This is a genomic window from Desulfobulbus oralis (genome assembly GCF_002952055.1).
Lineage (GTDB): Bacteria > Desulfobacterota > Desulfobulbia > Desulfobulbales > Desulfobulbaceae > Desulfobulbus > Desulfobulbus oralis.
In genome coordinates this window covers 1,933,467-1,955,968 of the sequence record NZ_CP021255.1, presented here as the reverse complement: position 1 = coordinate 1,955,968, position 22,502 = coordinate 1,933,467, and the positions used below count along the sequence as shown (strand labels likewise).

Here is a 22,502-nt window from a genome sequence, read left to right as displayed (position 1 = left end):
CCCCTTCAAGTGGGCTACTGCTTTTTCAAATTCCACTTTGTTTGATATGACCTGACTTGATAAGGGATTACGACAGTTCGAAAAACTTCGCTCCCGCGACTTGTCCCGCAAGTTTGATATGACCTGACTTGATAAGGGATTACGACCGGGAATTCCCACAACGGGAATTCCCAGAAAAATTATAGAAGTTTGATATGACCTGACTTGATAAGGGATTACGACGTTCCTGGCTTTGCTGGTATGTCAAAAATGGCTTTTTCTGGTTTGATATGACCTGACTTGATAAGGGATTACGACCCGTGAGTTACGGCCGTCGCAATCCTTTATCTCATGGGGCGTTTGATATGACCTGACTTGATAAGGGATTACGACACAGGTCGGAAAGTTTACGGAGGAATTCCCGCTCACCAGAGTTTGATATGACCTGACTTGATAAGGGATTACGACTTGGACAAGCGATGGCCCTCATGGGCCATCGCTCCGATTGTGGTTTGATATGACCTGACTTGATAAGGGATTACGACCCTGAACAGTTCCCACAATGGGGAACTTTTCCTCAAAGTTTGATATGACCTGACTTGATAAGGGATTACGACGCTTGCTGTAGTGAAACCATGACGCCTCCGCACAAGTGGGTTTGATATGACCTGACTTGATAAGGGATTACGACAGAATAATCTAAAGTCATTTCATGCCAGCACAAGACTTGTTTGATATGACCTGACTTGATAAGGGATTACGACCCAGGGTGCACCTTGCCAGTTTGGAGTGCAGATTCCAGGGTTTGATATGACCTGACTTGATAAGGGATTACGACGTTGGCCTTCGCCCGGGAATTCCCGGGCGTTATCAGAAGTTTGATATGACCTGACTTGATAAGGGATTACGACAGGTCGCACAACGCCCGTAGGCGTTGGCCTTCGCCGTTTGATATGACCTGACTTGATAAGGGATTACGACGCCTCGGGGGGAACAGCCCCTACTGTAATACGTCGGAATGTTTGATATGACCTGACTTGATAAGGGATTACGACGGTGACGCCGGCACGTGCGGTTACACGCTGGGTCAGTCCGGTTTGATATGACCTGACTTGATAAGGGATTACGACCTTAAACCGGCGCATGTTGCGATCGATCTCCTCCGAGCTCAGTTTGATATGACCTGACTTGATAAGGGATTACGACGCCGGCGGTTTGCTGGCGGAAGGTGCTCGTCGGGTTTGATATGACCTGACTTGATAAGGGATTACGACCAGAAAAGACTGACGCTGTAATCCAGCGTCAGTCCCTTCGTTTGATATGACCTGACTTGATAAGGGATTACGACGCAAACATAATTCCCCCTTGCCCCAAGGATTGGGGCCTTGTTTGATATGACCTGACTTGATAAGGGATTACGACCCATTTTTCGAAACGGAGGGAGGAATTTGGGTCTTCCGTTTGATATGACCTGACTTGATAAGGGATTACGACCAAAGTTACACCCAACCATATAAGCCATCGTATATGTCAGGTTTGATATGACCTGACTTGATAAGGGATTACGACTCTTAAGCTGCATCGACTTCTCGTGAGTCTTTTTGTCCGTTTGATATGACCTGACTTGATAAGGGATTACGACCCCATGCCGGGAAACGATTGTCCGTGGCATCGGAGACCGTTTGATATGACCTGACTTGATAAGGGATTACGACACCTTAACTGCTTCGATACTCTTCAAAAATTCCTGACGTTTGATATGACCTGACTTGATAAGGGATTACGACGAGGAAGGAAAGGGCTCGATCGAGCCGCGGCCTGGCTACGCGTTTGATATGACCTGACTTGATAAGGGATTACGACCTCGAAGAACAGACATTTGTCCCTTGCAGGATCGTAGAACGTTTGATATGACCTGACTTGATAAGGGATTACGACCAAGCTGCTAGCTGTTTAGTGAAAAAATTCTAGCAGCTTGTTTGATATGACCTGACTTGATAAGGGATTACGACCCTTATCGGCGACTTGCCCAATAAGGGAAAGGTCAGCCAGGTTTGATATGACCTGACTTGATAAGGGATTACGACGTATCCATAGCATCTCCTGTTCTTTGTGGGAATTCCCCGGGTTTGATATGACCTGACTTGATAAGGGATTACGACCAATCCCGGCCGCAATCTGCAGCCGGAATTTGCCGGTGTCGTTTGATATGACCTGACTTGATAAGGGATTACGACCCATCAAGGGACGCACCTGCAAAACCCGGGGGCTGGGTTTGATATGACCTGACTTGATAAGGGATTACGACGATCCCACACCGGATGCCCAAAGCCGTCCCGCCGCTCAAGTTTGATATGACCTGACTTGATAAGGGATTACGACCCACAGGCCGCTGTTAAATTTTCCAGCCCAAACTGGCGTTTGATATGACCTGACTTGATAAGGGATTACGACCAGACGGAGGGGGGATCCCAGGAGCTCTGGCGGATAGTTTGATATGACCTGACTTGATAAGGGATTACGACGGGGTAGGGTCGCTTGGCATCGGTCAAGAAGGCATCAAGCGTTTGATATGACCTGACTTGATAAGGGATTACGACTCAACTCGTTGCTCAGCCTGTTCTTCAGGCAGAACAGGGCATGTTTGATATGACCTGACTTGATAAGGGATTACGACGTTCCCCCGACGTAGCCGCTTTTGGTCACGATGTATGGGTTTGATATGACCTGACTTGATAAGGGATTACGACGAACACCGCGTGCAGGAGCGCCGCGTCGCTATCCACGTTTGATATGACCTGACTTGATAAGGGATTACGACGTGCGCCATCCTCGTTGTCCCAGCTCAACAGCCGGAGTTTGATATGACCTGACTTGATAAGGGATTACGACGGGCGGCAATAATCCGCCGCCCGGCCTGCAGCTCCTCGTAAGTTTGATATGACCTGACTTGATAAGGGATTACGACCCATGTTACCCTCCATGGTCTGGTTACTGGTGTCAACTAGTTTGATATGACCTGACTTGATAAGGGATTACGACTCCAGTCGAGCATCAACCATGTTTCAATTTTGTTATGCGTTTGATATGACCTGACTTGATAAGGGATTACGACCCCCGAATGTTCCAGTACTATTACCGGAGCATCCTTGTTTGATATGACCTGACTTGATAAGGGATTACGACCCTTGGGCAATAAGCCCAAGGAAACAAAAACGTCCGTGGTTTGATATGACCTGACTTGATAAGGGATTACGACTGTTCAGGTCGCTGGAATTGAAATAACGAGACATAATGTTTGATATGACCTGACTTGATAAGGGATTACGACCAAAATGCCGGGGCGGACTTTTCCGGTCTGGAGGGGTTTGATATGACCTGACTTGATAAGGGATTACGACCGGGACTTCCCGGAACCATCCGTCTTGGGCTCGTTCGCGTTTGATATGACCTGACTTGATAAGGGATTACGACGCTCATGTCTTATTCCTAACCTTCAGTATTATCTTTAGTTTGATATGACCTGACTTGATAAGGGATTACGACCATTTTTAACTGGTACACGATAAAATCTCCTGTGGGAAGGGTGTTTGATATGACCTGCCTTGATAAGGGATTACGACCATTGTGTGAGTCTCTGCTTGGTTAGCTTTGATGCGATCAGTTTGATATGACCTGACTTGATAAGGGATTACGACCCAGGGATATATACTTCCTCCATGTCGCAAGAACCACACCGGTTTGATATGACCTGACTTGATAAGGGATTACGACACGACGAATGGACGAGCGGATATATTCCGCCTTGCCAGGGTTTGATATGACCTGACTTGATAAGGGATTACGACGAGCGTTGTTGGGGCGGTCATTGTTGCTCTTTACTCTTGTTTGATATGACCTGACTTGATAAGGGATTACGACCGACCAAAACAAGTTTTAAATTTTATCGTCAGCATTCTGTTTGATATGACCTGACTTGATAAGGGATTACGACGACCTGGAGCGCCAGCTACCCGCTGGCTGGGTGGGCAGTTTGATATGACCTGACTTGATAAGGGATTACGACGGTATAACAATAACTGTTTCAAAAACCGGCCGTCGTTTGATATGACCTGACTTGATAAGGGATTACGACATGCCCGTAGGCGTGACGGCTTGGACCTTGTTGACGGTGGGTTTGATATGACCTGACTTGATAAGGGATTACGACCTGATTATCCTCAAATACTACCTTGTGACCATCAATTATTGGTTTGATATGACCTGACTTGATAAGGGATTAGGATTATACGCTGGACTGATTAAGCAAAAGTAAGATAGAAAAATATCTTTGTGCAATAATTATAAATTCAGCGGTGCAAAGAGTTTTATGCGCTGAATGAAGCTGTGTTAAAACTCACATTGTGCAAAATCAGAATATTTCTTCTGAAGTGAATGATATAAAAGCTTTATTTGAGAGCAATGATTAGCTCAGGCTGCAGGGACGAGTAATTCTACTTTGTAGAAGAGGTAAATTTTCCTGAATAATACAAGCAGTTTGTATCTCATAAATAAATCATTGTCATATACTTGCCTGCGTGTTAAGCTGTACTATACAGCCCTGCTTTTTCAAGGATGTGTAAATCATAATTCAGGAGGTCCTTATGATTGCCTTTTTCATTATTACAGGTATACTTTTGCTAATTGTTATTTTTTTCTATAGTACAGTATCATTTCTGAACAATATAGTTAAATTTATGCAGAAACACCAAGAGTCTGAAAAAAATATCGATATGAAACAAAGCAAGAAGGAAGAGCTTTCCGCTGCCTTCTTTTGCGGTATGGCGATTGCTTCATCTGATGATGCAGGAAAGAACAGCACTTTCGATGAAAGCCCTCATGGCGATAACAGCGCTCTGAACGCCGAATGGGAAGCGAACGAACAAACAGATGACTATTTGGACGGGGCTTGCTGACAGCCCGTTGAAAATCCGGGCCTTGCCCCAGTGACACTGCGCGCAATCACGCCTCCCTGTACGAGCAAAGGCGACAACATGGCAAAGCCCCCTCGGAACTGCCGTTCCAAGGGGGCTTTGCACTGGTAGCCGGCGGGGCCGACGAGGCTCGAAGTCGCGACCTCCGGCTTGACAGGCCGGTGTCCGGCTTACCAGATCAACTGCGCACCCACACAGATCTTCTGTGGTGGACGAAACCGGGCACGAACCTGTGACTAGAGGCCTGTTCAGTCGATGCCCAGCACGGTGTAGCCGCTCTCGGTCACGGCCCTGCTGAGCGCCTCTTCGGCTATGCCCTCGTCTGCCTGGATCGTGGCGGTCTTGGCCTCCAGATCCACTTTTACGTCTTTGACGCCTGCAAGCTCGCGCAGGGCCTTCTCCACCCTGGCGCTGCAATGGCCACAGCTCATGCCGTCAATTCGCATACATTTGGTCATAATCTCACTCCTTTGATTTGATGGGGGAACGCCGGCCGCCTCGCTGGCAGCGGTGTCCACAGCAAGAGACGCCGAAGCGGCGCTTGCGACAGCGTGCCGTTTCGGCGCGAAATAGCGGAGTCTCAGGGCATTCGTGACCACCCCCAGTGAACTCAGGCTCATGGCGGCTGCCGCAATCATGGGGCTCAGCGTGAGGTGCCAGAGGCTGTAAAAGACGCCGGCCGCCACCGGAATGCCCAGACTGTTGTAAAAGAAGGCCCAGAACAGGTTCTGCCGGATGGTGCGGATCACGGCCCGGCCAAGCTGAATGGCTGCGGCCACGTCCATGAGGTCGCTTTTCATCAGCACCACGTCGGCGGATTCGATGGCAACATCCGTGCCGGCGCCAATGGCAATGCCCAGGTCTGCCCGGGCCAGGGCCGGCGCGTCGTTGATGCCGTCGCCCACCATGGCCACCCTGTGGCCCTGGGCCTTAAGCGCGCGGATCTCCCTTTCCTTGTCCTGCGGCAAAAGCTCGGCCCGCAGCTCCGGGATGCCGGCCGCCATCTGCACCGCCCTGGCGCTTGCCGCATGGTCACCGGTCAGCATGATGACCCTGAGCCCCATGGCCTGCAGCTCGGCCACCGCTTCCCGGCTGCTCTCCCGGATGAGGTCCGCCACAGCCAGGAGGCCCAGCACTGCCCTGTCCTGCACAAGGTACAGCACGGTCTTGCCCTTTTGCGCCATGGCTTCGGCCTGTGCCTGCAGGGCGGCATCCAGCGCCACGCCCTGTTTCTTCAGAGCATTGGCATTGCCGGCAAAGAGTTCCCGGCCCTCGCAAAGGCCGGCAATGCCCGCCCCCGGCTCCTGCCTGAATTGCTCTACCTTAGAAAGCGCAAGTCCGCGTTCTTCCGCCGCGGTGACAATAGCCCTGCCCAGGGGATGGCTGGAGAGCTTTTCCAAAGAGGCCGCAAGTCTGAGCAGTTCCGTCTTGTCAAGACCTGCGGCAGGTATCAGGTCGGTCAGGGCCGGCCGGCCGCTGGTGACCGTACCGGTTTTGTCCAGGACCACGGTGTCCACCAGATGCGCGGTTTCAATGGCTTCTGCGGACTTGAACAGAATGCCGCTCGCCGCGCCCCGGCCCGTGCCGGCCATGATGGCGGTGGGCGTGGCCAGTCCCAGCGCGCAGGGGCAGGAAATGACCAGCACCGCGATGCCGATGGCCAGGGCAAAGGCCGGGCCAAAGCCCAGAGCCAGCCAGATCGCGGTTGCCAGGATGGCGATGCCGATGACCACGGGCACGAAGATGCCGCTGATCTTGTCCGCCAGTCGGCCAATGGGCGCCTTGGTGGCCGTAGCCTCGTCCACCAGCCGGACAATCTGGGCCAGGGTGGTGTCATCGCCCACGCGCAGCGCGCGTATGACGAGGTGGCCCGAGGTGTTGATGGTGGCGCCGGTCACCCGGTCGCCCGCCTGCTTTTCCACCGGCATGCTCTCGCCCGTGAGCGCGCTCTGGTCTATGGCGGCGCTGCCGCTCAGGATCTCCCCATCCACCGGAATCCGCTCTCCGGCCCGCACCACGAGCACATCGCCCACCCGCACCTCGGAGAGGGGAACGACCTTCTCCCTGCCGTCCTGGCTCAGGGTGGCGGTTTCCGGGGCCAGGCCGATCAGCCTGGCAATGGCCTCCGAGGTGCGGCCCTTGGCCCTGGCCTCAAAGAATTTGCCCAGGGTAATCAGGGTCAGAATCATGGCTGCCGAGTCGAAGTAAAGGGAGCCGGCAGCCTCACTGGCCGCTGTCAGATCGCCCATGCCCAGGGCCAGGGCGATGCGGTAGAGCATGGCGAGGCTGAAGAGCGCAGCCGCCCCGGAACCCACGGCAATCAGAGAGTCCATGTTGGGCGCCAGTGAGCACAGGGCCCTGATGCCGTTTCGGTAGAACCTGAAGTTGACGAAAATGACCGGCAGAGCCAGCATGAGCTGGGTCAGGGCATGGACCGCCACATACCGCGGGGGCACCTGAAAGAGCTGCAGCATCGGCCCCATGGCCAGCACGAAAAGGGGCAGGGCAAAGAGGATGGAGACAAAAAGCCGGGTCTGCATCTGGGCCAGCTCTCTGGCAGTCGGGTCGGGCACTGTGGCGGCATTTGGGGCGGCGGCCTCATGCTGCAGGTGCAGGTTCGCACCGTAGCCGGCCCTGTCCACGGCGCTGATGATGTCGTCCGCAGAGAGTAGCGTCTCGTCAAAGGTGGCGATCATGCTGTTCTTGAGCAGATTGACACTGGCCTCGCTCACGCCCTTCAGTCCGGAGACCGCTTTTTCCACCCGTGCCGAGCAGGCCGCGCAGCTCATGCCGGTGATGTCAAAGCGTAGCTTTTGCATGGGAATTTCCTGGGTTGCGCAACAAAATTTAGATTGAACGAAGAATGCCCATACAGGTAAGCACGGATGCCGCTCGCGCAAGCGGCATCAAAAAAAAGCCCGGCGAGACGAGCGTCCCGCCGGGCCCTGTCGGATGCAGCCCTTTTCAGTGGTGGCAATGGCCGCTGCCCTTGCAGGTCTGCTGCTCGGAGATGAGGGGCAGACTGCCTGCCGCGAAGGCCTCCACCACGGGCCTCACCTGTGGCTGATCGGCATCGTAGTACACAGCAATGCCCGCCTGCTGGAAGCCCATGAGGGGGCGCATGCCGATGCCGCCTACCACAATGGCATTCACCCCTTCCTGGGCCAGCTTCTGCACAGGCACCATGCAGCCGCCTTCCGCATGCTCGCCGTTCTGCACAATGCGTACGGAGCCAATTTTGCCGTCTTCGATGTCTACGCAGGTGAACACCGCGCAATGGCCGAAATGCCCGGAGCGCACGCCGTCCAGGCCGCCATTGCCTTCCGATGGAACCGCCAGCCGTACCGTTGCCATACCAAAATCCTCTCGATGAAGGTGAATCTTGCCGCCCGGAGCTGCACACCCGGGGCGGATCGCTGTTTTGTCCACCACCATAAGGCCGGGAGACACGGGTGTCAAAAAAAATTGCCTTTGAGGAAAGTGCGTGGCATGGAATTGGGGCCGGTATTTGCCGCTTGCGGACGCCGGGCCGCGCTGTTACAGTCAGCACGCTGTTTTGCAGGCGCTAACAGCCGCTGCCCGCGCCTCTGTGCTGTTTTGCGCCATTTCCGTTGGGCCTGCTTTTCGTCCCAGACTCCACAGGGCCGGGGCCATGTCCCGGTTCCCCTTCACCATACATCAAGGAGGACGAAGTGAAAAAACCGCGACGCAGTCTGACCGCAGTGCTTCTGGCGATGCTGGCGCTTTTTCTTGCACAGGACGCCTGGGCCAGTGCCGAGGTGGCCAAGACCATCCAGCTGCCGGAAGACCCCAGCAACGCCTATATAACCCTGGGCATTCTGGTGGTGGCGGCCATCATGTTTTTTACCGAGGTCGTGCCCCTGGCCTGCACGGCCATTCTGGTGCCCGTCGCCCTCTCGCTCTGCGGCGTTCTGGACAACAAAACCGCCTTCAGTCACTGGGGCAACCCAACGGTCATTCTCTTCATGGCCATGTTTATCGTGGGCGAGGCCACCTTTGTCACCGGCTTTGCCGACAAGATCGGGGCACTGGCCATGCGGCTTTCCAAGGGCAAGCCACGCTTGCTGCTGCTCTTTTCCATGGTGGCGGTCGGCTCCCTGTCCACCGTCCTTTCCGATACCGGCACCACGGTCGTGGCCATGCCCATGATCATGGCCATGTGCGTCAAGGCCAGGGTGGCTCCGGCCCGGATTCTCATGCCCGTGGCCTTTGCCTCCTCCCTGGGCGGTACGGTCACGCTCGTGGGCACTCCGCCGAACGGCATCATCAACGCCATGCTGGGCGAGGCCATAAAGACCAACCCGGATCTGCTCCTGCGCCAGTTCGGTTTTTTTGAATATGGCCGGATCGGCATTCCCCTGCTGATCGCGGGCTGGATCTGGTTTCCGCTTATTGGCTACAAGCTTTTGCCCAAAAACAGGGAGATTGAGGATGCGTCGGAGGCCGATGACGTGGCACGCCGCACCAACAAGATGTGGATCGCCATTTTGATTTTCGCCTTTGTCGTGGTCATGATGGCCAGCGAATTGATGCCCCTGAACACTGCCGCCATGCTGGGCGCTGCCCTGGTGGTCTGCACCGGCTGCCTCACCATGAAGGAGGCGTACCGGGCGGTTGACTGGAACACCATCTTTCTGTTCGCCGGCATGCTTTCCATGTCCAGCGCCATGTCCAAGTCCGGGGCGGCGGCCATGGTGGCCCATACGGTCGTGAGCCATGTAGACAATCCTTGGATGCTGCAGCTCGCCTGCTGCGGCCTCACCGCCATCATCACCAACTTCATGTCCAATACCGCCACCGCGGCCCTGATGGCGCCTCTGGCCATCCCGATCGCCACGGCCACCGGCGTTTCGCCCCTGCCCATTGCCATGGGCATCTGCGCCTGCGCCTCCACCTGCTTCCTGACCCCGATCGCGACGCCGTCCAACACCATCGTCTTCGGGCCGGGCAGGTACAGTTTCACGGACTACGCCAAGGCCGGCTGGCCACTGCAAATCATCAGCCTGTTGATGTGCTGGCTGCTCATCCCGCTGATCTGGCCCTTCCATCCATGATGCCGATTCCGAACAAACAAGGAGATTTTCATGCTCATACTTGACTGGATGATCAGGGATGTTATTTCGGTCACTCCGGAGACTTCGCTGTTGCACTGTCGCCGGCTGTTCAGGGACCACACGATTACCACCATGCCCGTGCTTGACGGCGAAGGCCATGTGGTGGGCATTGTGACCAACAAGGATGTGCAGGCCCGCCTGCCCAGGGGCAGCATCAGCCGGGACATTGTGGATGCCCTGGACGCTCTGGAAAAGATCCAGGCGGCGGAACTCATGCGCAAAGATCCGGTTACCATCAGGTATCACGGCACTGTGCCCCGTGCCGCCCGGGTGATGGTGGACAAACACGTGCATTTTCTGCCTGTGGTGAACGAAGACAGAAAAATGGTCGGTCTTTTGACCCAATGGGATGTGTTTCAGGCGCTGGCCACCATTTCGGGCGGCGGCATGCCGCGGGGTGTGGAAATGGTGTGCGAGATCGAAAACCGGCGGGGCAGCCTGCGGGAGATCATCGGCCAGATTCGGGATACCGGCGTGCGCATTGCCACCGTGCAATCGACCCTGTCGGAGGACGACAAAACGCGCGAAGTCCTGATCTGCTTCTGGTCGGACGACGAGGCGGAGGAAAGCAGGGCCCTGGAAAGCCTGCGAGAGCTGCCCTGCGTGCGCTATTGGAACCGCGGGGGCGAGGTCTATCTGCGCGACCAGCCTGACTTCGCCAAATAGCGAAGCGCTGGCATGGCCGGAGCGATGTCAACCGGCCATGCCGTCTTTATTATGCCCTGGCTGGAAGATCTGGCCGGGGCTTTTTGCTTTCCGCTTTTCGCCATGACCTCTGCCGGCAGCGGAGAGCTGCACGCACGCGGAGAGCCTCAGTTTTTCTGCACCTTTGGCGCGCATGGCCCCTTGTTCATCATCCGGTCAGGGGTGTTTCCTGCCAGATAAAAAGGCATTGACGCGATATATAGTACCGTGGTATCTAGTCTCCACTATATATGGAGATCTACCGCATCTAGGCACGGTGCCCGCAAGGGCCTGAAAGGGAAGAGGGGTGAGGCCGGCCATCAGGCTATGCCCCCGCGGACCCGCCGCTGTGAGCGAGGACAAAGGGCTGCCACGTCACTGATCATGCGATCGGGAAGACTGCCCGGAGGACGATTCGCGAGCCAGAAGACCTGCCGCTGCCTGACGTCGCAGACCAACCCCTCGGGAACTGGGGGTGTGGGACTCAGCAAACAGAGTGCAAAAAACATTCGCCTGCCCTGCTGGCGCCTGCTTTTTTTCTGCATCCGCACTCTGTGCTGCCACCTCGCTCCTTTTGCCCGCATCCCTACAAAAGGAGCCCTGCCATGCAGCCATTTTCAGCCGTCTTTTCCGCGGGGGACACGCAGCCGCCCGTTCCCGACCAGGTCATCCGCCGGACCGGTGCGGTCGTCCCTTTTGACGAAGGCAAGATCCAGAAGGCCCTGCTCAGGGCCGGCCGTGCCACCGGTGAATTCGATGCCGAGGAGGCCTGGCTCCTGACCTGGCAGGTGCTCAAGGTGCTGCGGCACCGCTTCACCGGCGCCAGCCCGCATGTCGAGCAGATCCAGGACATTGTCGAGCAGACCCTGATTGCCGCCAACCATTTCGCCACGATGCGCGCCTACGCGGTCTACCGTGAGCAGCGCAGCAAGCTGCGGCAGGACAGGAAAACCGTGGTGGATGTCTCCGCCTCGATCAACGAGTACCTCGACCAGTCCGACTGGCGGGTCAATGCCAATGCCAATCAGGGCTACTCCCTGGGCGGCCTGATTCTCAACGTCTCCGGCAAGGTGACGGCCAACTACTGGCTCAACCACGTCTATCCCCCGGAAATCGGCGCAGCCCACCGCGACGGCAGTCTGCATCTCCACGATCTGGATATGCTTTCCGGCTACTGCGCCGGCTGGTCTCTGCGCATGCTCCTGAGCGAAGGCTTCAACGGCGTGCCCGGCAAGATCGAGGCCTCTCCACCCAAACACATGTCGAGCGCGGTCGGGCAGATCGTCAACTTTCTCGGCACCCTGCAGAACGAGTGGGCCGGGGCTCAGGCCTTCAGCTCCTTCGACACCTATATGGCGCCCTTCGTGCGCAAGGACAGGCTCTCTTTCGAGGAGGTCCGGCAGAACATCCAGGAGCTGATCTTCAACCTGAACGTGCCCTCGCGCTGGGGCACGCAAACCCCCTTCACCAATCTGACCTTCGACTGGACCTGCCCGGATGACCTGAAGCCCCAGATCCCGGTGATCGGCGGCAGGGAGATGCCCTTCAGCTACGGCGAGCTGCAGGAGGAAATGGACCTGATCAACCGGGCCTATATCGAGGTCATGACCACGGGCGATGCCAGGGGACGGGTCTTCACCTTCCCGATCCCGACCTATAACATCACCCCCGACTTCCCCTGGGAAAGCGAAAATGCCGAGCGCCTCTTCGCCATGACCGCAAAATACGGCCTGCCCTATTTCCAGAACTTCATCAACTCGGAACTCAGTCCCAACATGGTGCGCTCCATGTGCTGCCGTCTGCAGCTCGACCTTAGGGAACTGCTCAAGCGGGGCAATGGCCTCTTCGGTTCGGCCGAACAGACCGGGTCCATAGGCGTGGTGACCATCAACTGCGCCCGGCTGGGCTATGAACACCAGGGGGACGGGGCCGGGCTGTACCAGCGCCTCGACCACTTGCTGGAACTGGGCAGGAACAGCCTGGAAATCAAGCGCAAGGTGATCCAGCGCCGTATGGACAACGGTCTTTTTCCCTACACCAGGCGCTATCTCGGCACCCTGCGCAACCATTTCTCGACCATTGGCATCAACGGCGTCAATGAAATGATCCGCAACTTCACCGGCGACCAGGAGGACATCAGCACGCCGGCAGGCCACGCGCTGGCGCTGCAACTGCTCGATCACCTGCGTGAGAGGATGCTGGGCTTCCAGGAAGAGACCGGGCACATGTACAACCTGGAGGCCACCCCCGCCGAAGGCACCACCTACCGTTTCGCGCGTGAGGACAAAAAGCGCTACCCCGGGATACTCCAGGCCGGCACGCCCGAGGCCCCCTACTACACCAACTCCTCGCAGTTGCCGGTCGGCTTTACCGACGACCCCTTCGAGGCGCTAAGCCGTCAGGAACAACTGCAGAGCAAATATACCGGCGGCACGGTGCTGCACCTCTACCTGGGCGAGCAGGTCTCCTCGGCCTGCGCCTGCAGGACCCTGGTGCGCCGCTCCCTGGAGCGCTTCCGGCTACCCTACCTCACCGTCACCCCAACCTTTTCCATCTGCCCCAGGCACGGTTACCTGAGCGGCGAACATCCCTTCTGCCCCAAATGTGACCAGGAACTGGCGCAGCAACTCGCACAAGAAAGGAGCATGGCATGAACACGCAGCAGGATACGGCAACGGCAATCGAAATCCCCCAGGAAAAACGCCAGCCCTGCGAGGTCTGGACCCGGGTGATGGGCTACCACCGGCCGGTCGGCTCATTCAATACCGGCAAGAAGGCCGAGCACGCGGAGCGGAAATTTTTCCGCGAACCGGAAAAAATCGACTGAGCGATGCTGTTGATCGGGGGGCTTTTGCCCTTTACCACCATCGACTACCCCGGCTGTCTGGCGGCGGTGCTCTTCTGTCAGGGCTGCCCCTGGCGCTGCCACTACTGCCACAACCGGCACCTGCTGCCGCAAAAGGGCGGGTCAGCCCTTCCCTGGCAGGATGTGCTTGCCCTTCTGGAACGCCGTCAGGGGCTGCTCGACGCCCTGGTGTTCAGCGGCGGCGAAGCGACCCTGCAGGCAGCGCTTCCCGAAGCCATGCGGCGCGTGCGGGCCATGGGCTTCAAGGTCGGCCTGCACACGGCTGGGCCCTATCCGGAGCGCCTTAGGGAATGCCTACCCCTGCTCGACTGGGTGGGCATGGATCTGAAGGCCCCCTTTGCCGAGTACGAAAGGATCACCGGCATCGCCGGGAGCGGGGCTGCGGCCGAGGAGAGCGCCGCCCTGCTGCGGCGGAGCAAGGTGGCCCACCAGTTCCGCACCACCCTCGATCCCTTTCTGCAGGAGGGGGGGCGGATCGAGGCCATGCAGAAGCTGGTGGCAGGCTGGGGCGGGACTTTGGTGCTGCAGCCGCAGTCCCGGCCTGGGCCGGCAAGCGGAGCAAAGGCCTTCGTGGAAACGCGGCTTGCAGAAACAGATGGCAGGCAAAAATTCCGGGAAGCCCCGCCCCTGTGAGTCACGCGGGATAAACACCGTACCCGGGAGGAACCTTGGCTGCTGCATCCTGTCCCAAAAAGAAAGTTCTTGTTATCGGCATGGGCGCCGGTCATCCCGACTACCTCACCGTGCAGGCCATCAATGCCCTCAACCGGGTCGATGTTTTTTTCCTTGTCAACAAGGGGACGGAGAAGGGCGATCTGCTCCGTATTCGCAGGGAAATCTGCGAACGCTTCATTGAGAGTTCGACATACCGCTGGGTAGAGTTTGCTGATCCGGCGCGGGTGCTCTCCGACCCGGCCTATACGCCGGATATCCGCTCCTGGCGGGAAAAACGCGCTCTGCTGTACCGCTCCTTGATCGCCGACAGCCTGCAGGACGGCGAATGCGGAGCTTTTCTTGTCTGGGGAGACCCCGCGCTGTACGACGGCACGCTCGCCATCCTGGCGGGCCTTCTTGCCGAGGGCACGCTTGCCTTCGATTACGAGGCCGTTCCCGGTATCAGCAGCATGCAGGCACTGGCGGCGCGGCACCGGATCGCGCTGAACCGGATTGGCGAAACCATTCAGATCACCACCGGTCGCCAGATAGCGGGTGGCTTTCCAGAAGGCGCCGACAGCGTGGTCGTCCTGCTCGACACCAAGATGGATTTGCGCGCCATATCCGGCGATGTTTATATATACTGGGGTGCCTACCTGGGCACCGAAGACGAGGTGCTCGTTTCCGGTAAGCTGCATGAGGTTCGGGCCGATATCGAGCGTATCCGCAGCGCGAAAAGGGCCGAAAAGGGATGGATCATGGACACCTATCTGCTGCGGCGTAACGGTGCCGGCAACACTGGAGGAAACAGATGAGCAGGACAAACGCCATGGGTTCGACGGTGGTTCCGGGAACGGCCTGCAAGCCGGAAGTCCCTGATCCTGACAGGCCGATCATGTTTGCCGCCGCCCAGATCTTCATCTGCGACGGCGAGCGCTGTCACGGCTGCCATAAAGAGGATCCGGCCGAGAGACTGCGGGCCCTGATCAAAGAAGAGGGCTGCCACCAGGGGCCCGAGAGGATTAAAGTCACCAGAACCCACTGTCAGGGTGCCTGCCGCTTTCGGGGCTTTGCCAGCGTGTACCAGAACGGCCGGGCAAGGCACTACAACCAGGAGGCCAGTTTTTCCGCCTGGAAGGGGGTGCACAAATGGAGCGACGAAGAGTGGCGTGCGCTGCTCGCCGCCCTGCGTGCAGGCCGTCTGCCGGAGAGCCTGATGAGCTGCCGCGTGGCCGAACAGGTCTACGGTGCCTAGCGGCACGGCCGCTCTGGCGCGGAGCCGTGCCCGGGGCAGGCTGAGGATGGGCTCCGAAAAGAGGGACACGGCCAGGGTCTGGCCGGAGGCGGCCCAGGAACTTTTGTCTCATGCCCTGGCGAGCCGCCTGCCCGGCCGGGGCCCCTGCCGGCAGGCTGCCCTGCGAACGGGACCCGGTCGATGACAAAATATGCCCTTCCAGGTCTTCGGCTTGGCGCCACCTCCTTTGTCCTGCCGGCAGACTATGTGACGGGCCTGCGCTGGGCGGCGGCCCATTGCGACGACGTGGCCCTGCTCTTGATGGAGACGGGGCGCTGCGGCGAGCTGCTGCCCAGCGCCCGGGAAATCGCGGAAATCGGCAGGATCGCCCGTGGGGAGGGGACCAGCCTGCACCTGCATCTGCCCACCGACGCCGACTGCGATACCCGAAAGGCGGCTGCCGCCATGGTGAACAAGGCGGCCATGGCCATGGAGCGGGCCGCTGTCCTGCGGCCGCACAGCTTTGTCCTGCATCTCGATTTTCCGAGCCTGCGCGGCACGCTGCGCCTGGGCAGGGCCTGTGTCGGCATGCTCAGCGAAGAAAAGCGCCTCTGGACGAGTGAGGCCCTGGCCCGGATCCTGGCTCTGGCGTCGCGGCCAGAGCAGGTGGCTGTCGAAAATCTGGAGAGCTTTCCGCCCAGCTTCTGGGACGAATGGGTGGCAGCCAGCGCCTGCTCCCGCTGCCTCGACGCAGGCCACGTCTGGAAGGATGGCGGCGATCCGGCGGCCCTGCTGGCAGACTGGCTGCCCCGCCTCCGTGTCATCCACCTGCACGGCGTGGCGCCCGGCCGCCGCGATCACAGCTCCCTGGCCTTTGTGCCGCCTGCCCGCCTGGACGCCCTGATGCACCCGCTCTGGCAGGCCGGCTTTGCCGGCGTCCTGACCCTCGAACTCTTCGGCCTGGACAACTTCATCCACTCCCATACGGCGCTTGTGCGTTCCTGGGAACGCTATACGGCAACAGGTAGCGTGGCGCGCCGGTGAAAGCGCCCCGGAGATCGCCCCGGGCTGCCTGAGTCCAGGGCCGTGGCAAGCGGGGCTTCCAAGCCCGCAAGTGCCTGCGCCGGGAACGGCAGGAAGGCAGGGCCAGCCTTTTTTCCAGCGCCGCTCATCTACCCCCGAGCCACCGTTTCTTGCTGTTTCCGCCTTTTTTCACGACAAATTCTTGCGGCGTTCATCGATTCTTCACCTCCCTGGTCTAGATTGGGAACCGTCAGGCCCCATCACTGTCTCATCAACCAAAGGAGGAAAACGATGTACTCTTTCTATGTGCTCTTGGTGTTGTGGGTTCTTGTCCTGCCCTCTGCCCCGGCTCTGGCCGAACAGACGGGCGGCTCCCAATCCCCCTATTTCGTGGTGCTGAACCAGGACGCGGCTCCGGGCGCCCTGCCGCTCAGGGATACGCGCGTTGCTGCGGTGATAAACGGCGTGCTTGCGACCGTGAGCGTGACCCAGGAGTATGCCAACACGGGCCAGACGCCGCTGAACCTGCGCTACGTGTTTCCCGCCTCCACCAGGGCCGCGGTGCAGAGCATGACCATGACCGTGGGCGAACGGGTGGTGGCGGCCCGCATCCAAAAACGGGAGGAGGCCCGTCAGGAGTTCGACCAGGCCAGGGCCCAGGGCAAAAGCGCCTCCCTTTTGGAGGAGGAGCGGCCCAACGTGTTCACCATGAATCTGGCCAACGTCATGCCCGGGGATACGGTGCGCATCGAGCTGGTCTATTCGGAGATTCTGGTGCCGGAAGAGGGCACCTACAGCTTCGTCTATCCCACGGTGGTCGGCCCCAGATACGCCGGCCAAGGCGGGGGCGCTGCACAGGCCACCTGGATCACCAGCCCCTATCTCCCCGAAAAGACGCCGTATCCCGGTTCGTTTGCCGTCAAGGTGGAGCTGTCGGCCGGCATGCCCGTACAGGAGGCGGGCAGCGCCACCCATGAGCTGGATATCAAATGGCAGGATCAGACGCTCCTGACCGCGGCCCTGGCCAGGCCGGAAGACTTTGGCGGCAACCGGGATTTCATCTTCCACTACCGCCTGGCCGGAAAACAGGTGGAAAGCGGTCTGTTGCTCTACGAGGGCCCGGAGGAGAATTTCTTTCTGCTCATGACCGAGCCCCCGACCCGGCCGGCCATGACGGAGATCCTGCCGCGGGAGTATATTTTCGTGGTGGACGTGTCCGGCTCCATGTACGGCTTTCCCCTGGACACGGCCAAAACCCTGATGCACGACCTGATAGGCGGCCTGCGGGAAACGGACTGCTTCAATCTGGTGCTTTTCTCCGGCGCCGCGCGGGTTCTGGCTCCGGCCTCCCTGCCTGCCACCGGCGCCAATACGGAGCAAGCCCTGGCTTTTCTGGACGCCGAAAGAGGGGGTGGCGGCACGGAACTGCCCGAGGCCCTGCGCAGCGCCCTGGCCCTGCCCCGCGATCAGGACAGGGCCCGTACGCTTGTCCTTGTCACGGACGGCTTCATTGGCGCGGAAAAGGAGGCCTGCGAGGTGGTGACGGCACAGTTGGGGCAGAGCAACGTGTTCACCTTCGGCATTGGCTCCAGCGTGAACCGGCATCTCGTGGAGAGTCTGGCCCGGGCCGGACAGGGCGAACCCTTTGTGGTGACCAGGGCGGATGAGGCTGCGGATGCGGCCGCCCGCTTCCGGCAGTACGTGCAGGCCCCGCTCCTCTCCGGCGTGCGGATCACGGCCGAGGGCTTCGACATGTACGACCTGGAGCCCCAGGCCGTGGCCGATCTCTTTGCCGGCCGGCCCCTGGTGGTGAGCGGCAAGTGGCGGGGCAGGCCCGAAGGCCGCATCCACGTGAGCGGCAAGGCAGTGGCCGGGCCCTATGAAAAGGTGCTGGAGGTGGGGGACTTCCGGCCCCAGGCCAGGCACGAGTCCCTGGCCCGTCTCTGGGCCGGCGGCCGGGTGGCCCGCTTGCTGGACCGGGACACGCCGGAGGACAAGGCGCCGATCACCCAGCTTGGCCTGCGTTACGGGCTGCTCACGCCCTATACCTCCTTTGTTGCGGTGCTGGAGGAGGTCAGAAACCGGGGCGAAGCCAGGGATGTGGACCAACCCCTGCCGCTGCCCCAGGGCGTTTCCAACCTGGCGGTGGGCGGCGGCTACCGCTCCGTGCCGGAGCCGGGCCTGACGGCGCTGCTGGCCGGCCTGCTGCCGGGTCTGCTGGCCGCGCGCCTTGTCCGCAGGAGGCGCAATGGCTGAACCCCGCTGTTCGGCAGCTGCCACTTCATCCTGCCACCCGGGAGCCGGGGACCGCCCTTCGGTTCCCGGGCCAGGCAGGCAGGCGCCGGGCGCGCCGCTCTTTGCCGCCGCCCTGCACCTGACCGCCCTGGGTCTGGCCTGGGCCCTGAAACTGTACTACAGCCGGGCCGGAGCCGATGAGCTGTTCTGGATCCTCGCGCCCCTGGCCCGGCTGGCCGGTCTGCTCTGCGGCCTGGAATTCACCTGGGCGCCTGGAGCGGGCTTCGTGCATCAGGCCCGGGGCATCTGCATCGCTCCGGCCTGTGCGGGCGTGAATTTTCTGATTCTGTGCTTTGTGGCGCTGCATCTGGTGTTCACGGGCGCGGGCCGCCTGCTTGCACCCGGATGGCGGACGGTGCTCGTCTGGGCGGCCCTTGCGCCCCTGGCCTGCACCACGGCGCTTCTGGTCAACGCCCTGCGCGTGGCCGGCTCCGTGTTTTTGTATGAGGCTGCCATCTACTCCGACCGCTTCACCCCGGCCCTGGCCCATGAACTCTTCGGCATCTGCCTGTATCTGGGCGCCCTGATGGCACTCTGCGCCGCGGCGAAGGGCCTGCTGGCCCGGCCAGGCCAGGGGGTTCCCGTTTTGACCATTGCCTGCGGCTCCTACCTGGGCATGACCGTGCTTTTGCCCCTGTGCAACGGTGCGGCCCTCCGCTACGGTTCGCGTTTTTTGCTCCATGCCGCCCTGGTGAGCGCCGGCCTGCTGGCGCTGGCCGCCCTGGCGCTGGCTGTGCGTCAGGGGCGGAAGGCTGTATGGGCGGGAAAAGGCATCCGGATCCGCCGCTGCCGGATGCACAGGCACAGATCTTGATCCGGGCCTGGTCCGCTGTTCGTGGTCATGCTGTCCAAGCCCTGTCAAATCGGATACACTGTGCTCTCCCTTGCCGCCTCAGGAGGCTGCCATGTCCGCTCATATCTTCATTGTGGATGACGAACCGGCCATTGCCGACGCCATCCAGTACGCCCTGGAAACCGAAGGCTTCGCCACCTCCCGCTACCCCGACGGCCGCTCCGTGCTGGCGGACATGGAGCGCAGGCCGGACCTGATCCTTCTGGATGTGGGTCTGCCGGACATGAGCGGTTTCGAGGTCTGTTCGGCCATCCGGCGGGCAAGCGATGTGCCGGTCATCTTCCTCACCGCCCGGGGCCATGAGATCGACCGGGTGGTGGGGCTTGAACTCGGCGGGGACGACTACATCGTCAAGCCCTTCAGCCCGCGCGAGGTCTCGGCCCGGGTCAGGGCCGTGCTGCGCCGGGCGGGCAGGTCCCTGCCGGTGAAAACCGCGGTCTCCGGCACCTGGGCCGTGGACGAGGAACGCCGGCGAATCAGCTACTGCGGTCAGGCCCTGGAGCTTTCCCGTTATGAGTACGAGATTCTGAAAACCCTGCTGCGCCGACCGGGCCGGGTCTTTTCCAGGGAACAGCTCATGGAGCTGATCTGGGATTCGCCGGACACCAGCCTGGAGCGCACCGTGGACGCCCATATCAAAAACATCCGTGCCAAGCTGCGCCGGATCGCGCCGGAACGGGAGGCCATCGTCACCCATCGGGGCAGCGGTTATGCCCTGCGGGAGGAGCCGTGAAACTCGGCGCGCGCATCTTCCTGGCCTACGTGCTGCTGACCGCCCTCTGCTTCAGCTACCCGCTCAGCCGTTTCTTCGGCGAGCTGCGTACGCTGTTCGTGGAGAACGTGGAGGAAGTGCTGGTGGATCAGGCCCATATCCTGGCCGCGCTCGTCGGCGGCTCCATGGAGACCGGCCGCTTCCAGACCGGGGAACTGGCCGCCGCCTTCACCGCAGTGCACGAGCGCACCTTTTCCGCCCGCATCTACGACTTCACCAAGACCAGTGTGGACATGCAGGTGTATCTGACCGACGCGGCCGGGCGCATCGTCTTCGATTCGGCACGGCCCGACAGGGCCGGGGCGGACTATTCCCGCTGGCGGGATGTGGCCCAAACCCTGAAGGGCGGCTATGGGGCACGCACCACCCATCCCGATCCGCAGCGACCCGAAACCTCCATACTGCACGTGGCCGCGCCGGTTATGGTCCATGGCCGGCTGGCCGGCGTGCTCACCGTGGTCAAGCCCACCACCAACGTGAACGCTCTTCTGGAGCAGGAACGTCCGGCCATGCTGCGCATCTGGTTCTCTGCCGCGGCCGTGGCCCTGGGGCTGTCCTTCCTGGTGGCGCAGTGGCTGACCCGGCCCGTGGCACGCCTGACCCGCTACGCCGAAGAGGTGCGCGCCGGCGGCCGGGCCGTGCTGCCATCCCTGGGGGGCACCGAGCTGCGCGACATGGGCCTTGCCCTGGAGAGCATGCGCGAGGCCCTGGAGGGCAAGAAGTATGCGGAGCACTACGTGCAAACCCTGACCCACGAGATCAAAAGCCCGCTGTCGGCCATACTGGGCGCGGCCGAGCTGCTGAACGAGGACATGCCCGCCGAACGCCGTGCCGCCTTTCTGGCCAATATCCGCACCGAAGCCGCCCGCATTCAGGAACTGGTGGAGCGGATGCTGGAGCTGGCCGCCCTGGAAAACCGGCGGGAGCTGGGGACCCGCGAGACCGTGCCCGTTGAGACCCTGCTGCGCGGCGTGCTGGAGGCCAAGGCCCCGCTGCTTCTCCGCCGGAACCTGACGGTGCGTGCCGATTTCGATGGTGCGGGCGGCGTGCCGGGCGATCCCTTTCTCCTCCATCAGGCCCTGGCCAATCTGGTGCAGAACGCCATCGACTTCAGCCCAGACCGCGGCTCTCTCTGCATCAGGGCCCGGCGCGGGGACACGTGGCTGATCCTGGATGTGGCGGATGAAGGCCCGGGCATCGAGGCAGCCTATGCGGACAAGGTCTTCGACAAATTCTTTTCCCTGCGGCGGCCCGACACGGGCAAGAAAAGCACGGGCCTCGGGCTCAACTTCGTGCGCGAGGTGGCGCAACTGCACGGGGGCTCGGTGCGCCTGGAAAATACGGCGCCGGGCCTGCGGGCCAGCCTCGTTCTGCCGCTGGCCTGAGAAGAGGCAGACAGGCCCGGGCCAAAAGCGGCGCGGGCTGGCGCTCCCGGCCACGCTTGCAAAGCATGCGGGATAATTCGTCTGCACTCGCCTTTTCTTTATGCGGCCGATGCTTATACTGCGCTCAACCGGTAGAGACAGGGACGCCTGCTCCTGGCGAAGCCTCTGCCCCAACCGCTGGCAAACACATGGAGGTACCAGCATGAAAAAAACATTGATCGCAGGCCTTGCCGCCAGCACCCTGGTGCTGACTCTGGCCGGCGTCGGGCCTGCTCTGGCCGATTCCGGGCGACACCAGCCCATCAACGGCAGCATCCGCGTCGACAGGCAGCTCGAAACGGAATATCCGGCCATGGCCAAGATTTCCATCGAGCAGGCCATGGCCGCGGCCCTGAACAGCGCGCCGGGCACGGTGCTGAGTGTGGAACTCGATGATGAAGACAGGTTTCTGGTCTACGAAGTCAAGATAGTTGGCGCTGACAAAACGATCACCACCAAGGTGACGGTGGACGCCGGAGACGGCCGGATACTGGCCACGAAGCGTGAACGGGCGGAGCGCTAGCCCGGGTGATCGCTGTCCGTGCCGCGTGGGCATGGGCACTGTCCCATAAATCGTGGACCCTGCGGGGCGCTCCTACGAAGGGCGGAG

16 protein-coding genes, 1 CRISPR repeat array and 1 riboswitch (1 of these 18 only partly in view) are annotated in these 22,502 nt (G+C 60.2%); of the genes, 14 read left to right on the top strand and 2 right to left on the bottom strand.

From position 1 onward, the window contains the following. A CRISPR array of direct repeats spans positions 1-4,265; the repeat unit is 35 nt; unit sequence GTTTGATATGACCTGACTTGATAAGGGATTACGAC; it reaches 7,795 nt to the left of the window's first position. 357 nt (positions 4,266-4,622) lie between these two features. Continuing rightward, positions 4,623-4,934: a hypothetical protein gene (locus CAY53_RS08650; protein WP_104936770.1), complete on the top strand. Its 312-nt coding sequence runs from the start codon at positions 4,623-4,625 to the stop codon at positions 4,932-4,934. 266 nt (positions 4,935-5,200) lie between these two features. Here the strand turns inward: CAY53_RS08650 and CAY53_RS08645 are convergent, their stop codons facing one another. Continuing rightward, positions 5,201-7,771: a heavy metal translocating P-type ATPase gene (locus CAY53_RS08645; protein ID WP_104936769.1), complete on the bottom strand. Its 2,571-nt coding sequence runs from the start codon at positions 7,769-7,771 to the stop codon at positions 5,201-5,203. Between the two features lie 145 nt (positions 7,772-7,916). After that, positions 7,917-8,306, bottom strand: coding sequence for a NifB/NifX family molybdenum-iron cluster-binding protein (locus CAY53_RS08640; protein ID WP_104936768.1), 390 nt, complete (start codon positions 8,304-8,306; stop codon positions 7,917-7,919). Between the two features lie 380 nt (positions 8,307-8,686). On the opposite strand from CAY53_RS08640, the gene CAY53_RS08635 reads away from it, so the two are divergent. The 13 genes from CAY53_RS08635 (at position 8,687) to CAY53_RS08575 (ending at position 22,415) form a co-directional block, all read left to right on the top strand. Further along, positions 8,687-10,027, top strand: a complete 1,341-nt coding sequence (locus CAY53_RS08635) for an SLC13 family permease (protein WP_104937509.1) — start codon at positions 8,687-8,689, stop codon at positions 10,025-10,027. A 30-nt stretch (positions 10,028-10,057) separates the two neighbouring features. Next, positions 10,058-10,753 carry a CBS domain-containing protein gene (locus tag CAY53_RS08630; protein ID WP_104936767.1) on the top strand — a complete coding sequence of 232 codons (696 nt, stop codon included), beginning with the start codon at positions 10,058-10,060 and terminating at the stop codon, positions 10,751-10,753. Between the two features lie 276 nt (positions 10,754-11,029). Continuing rightward, positions 11,030-11,224: riboswitch (cobalamin riboswitch) on the top strand. 152 nt (positions 11,225-11,376) lie between these two features. After that, complete coding sequence (locus CAY53_RS08620) at positions 11,377-13,425, top strand: ribonucleoside triphosphate reductase (RefSeq protein WP_104936765.1); 2,049 nt, start codon at positions 11,377-11,379, stop codon at positions 13,423-13,425. Further along, on the top strand, positions 13,422-13,598 hold the full coding sequence (gene nrdD / locus CAY53_RS12705) for an anaerobic ribonucleoside-triphosphate reductase (RefSeq protein WP_017865804.1): 177 nt from the start codon (positions 13,422-13,424) through the stop codon (positions 13,596-13,598). The genes CAY53_RS08620 and nrdD overlap by 4 nt, the downstream gene beginning before the upstream one ends. Before the next feature lie 3 nt (positions 13,599-13,601). Then, a complete protein-coding gene (locus CAY53_RS08615; protein WP_104936764.1) occupies positions 13,602-14,270 on the top strand; it encodes an anaerobic ribonucleoside-triphosphate reductase activating protein in 669 nt (222 codons plus the stop codon). A gap of 80 nt (positions 14,271-14,350) precedes the next feature. Next, a complete protein-coding gene (cobF, locus tag CAY53_RS08610; protein ID WP_104937508.1) occupies positions 14,351-15,106 on the top strand; it encodes a precorrin-6A synthase (deacetylating) in 756 nt (251 codons plus the stop codon). Then, positions 15,103-15,546, top strand: a complete 444-nt coding sequence (locus tag CAY53_RS08605) for a (2Fe-2S) ferredoxin domain-containing protein (RefSeq protein WP_104936763.1) — start codon at positions 15,103-15,105, stop codon at positions 15,544-15,546. The genes cobF and CAY53_RS08605 overlap by 4 nt, the downstream gene beginning before the upstream one ends. 180 nt (positions 15,547-15,726) lie before the next feature. Continuing rightward, positions 15,727-16,569, top strand: coding sequence for a cobamide remodeling phosphodiesterase CbiR (gene cbiR, locus CAY53_RS08600; protein ID WP_104936762.1), 843 nt, complete (start codon positions 15,727-15,729; stop codon positions 16,567-16,569). A gap of 270 nt (positions 16,570-16,839) precedes the next feature. Continuing rightward, the gene (locus CAY53_RS08595; RefSeq protein WP_104936761.1) at positions 16,840-18,804 is read left to right on the top strand and encodes a VIT and vWA domain-containing protein; all 1,965 of its coding nucleotides are present in this window, start codon (positions 16,840-16,842) and stop codon (positions 18,802-18,804) included. Further along, positions 18,797-19,657 carry an exosortase K gene (xrtK, locus tag CAY53_RS08590; protein ID WP_104936760.1) on the top strand — a complete coding sequence of 287 codons (861 nt, stop codon included), beginning with the start codon at positions 18,797-18,799 and terminating at the stop codon, positions 19,655-19,657. Before CAY53_RS08595 ends, xrtK begins: the two co-directional genes overlap by 8 nt. 91 nt (positions 19,658-19,748) lie before the next feature. Next, a complete protein-coding gene (creB, locus tag CAY53_RS08585; RefSeq protein ID WP_104936759.1) occupies positions 19,749-20,429 on the top strand; it encodes a two-component system response regulator CreB in 681 nt (226 codons plus the stop codon). Continuing rightward, on the top strand, positions 20,426-21,853 hold the full coding sequence (gene creC, locus CAY53_RS08580) for a two-component system sensor histidine kinase CreC (protein WP_104936758.1): 1,428 nt from the start codon (positions 20,426-20,428) through the stop codon (positions 21,851-21,853). The genes creB and creC overlap by 4 nt, the downstream gene beginning before the upstream one ends. Before the next feature lie 202 nt (positions 21,854-22,055). After that, entirely contained in the window at positions 22,056-22,415 is a 360-nt protein-coding gene (locus tag CAY53_RS08575) for a PepSY domain-containing protein (RefSeq protein WP_181040237.1), read from the top strand. The last annotated feature ends 87 nt before the right edge of the window (positions 22,416-22,502 follow it).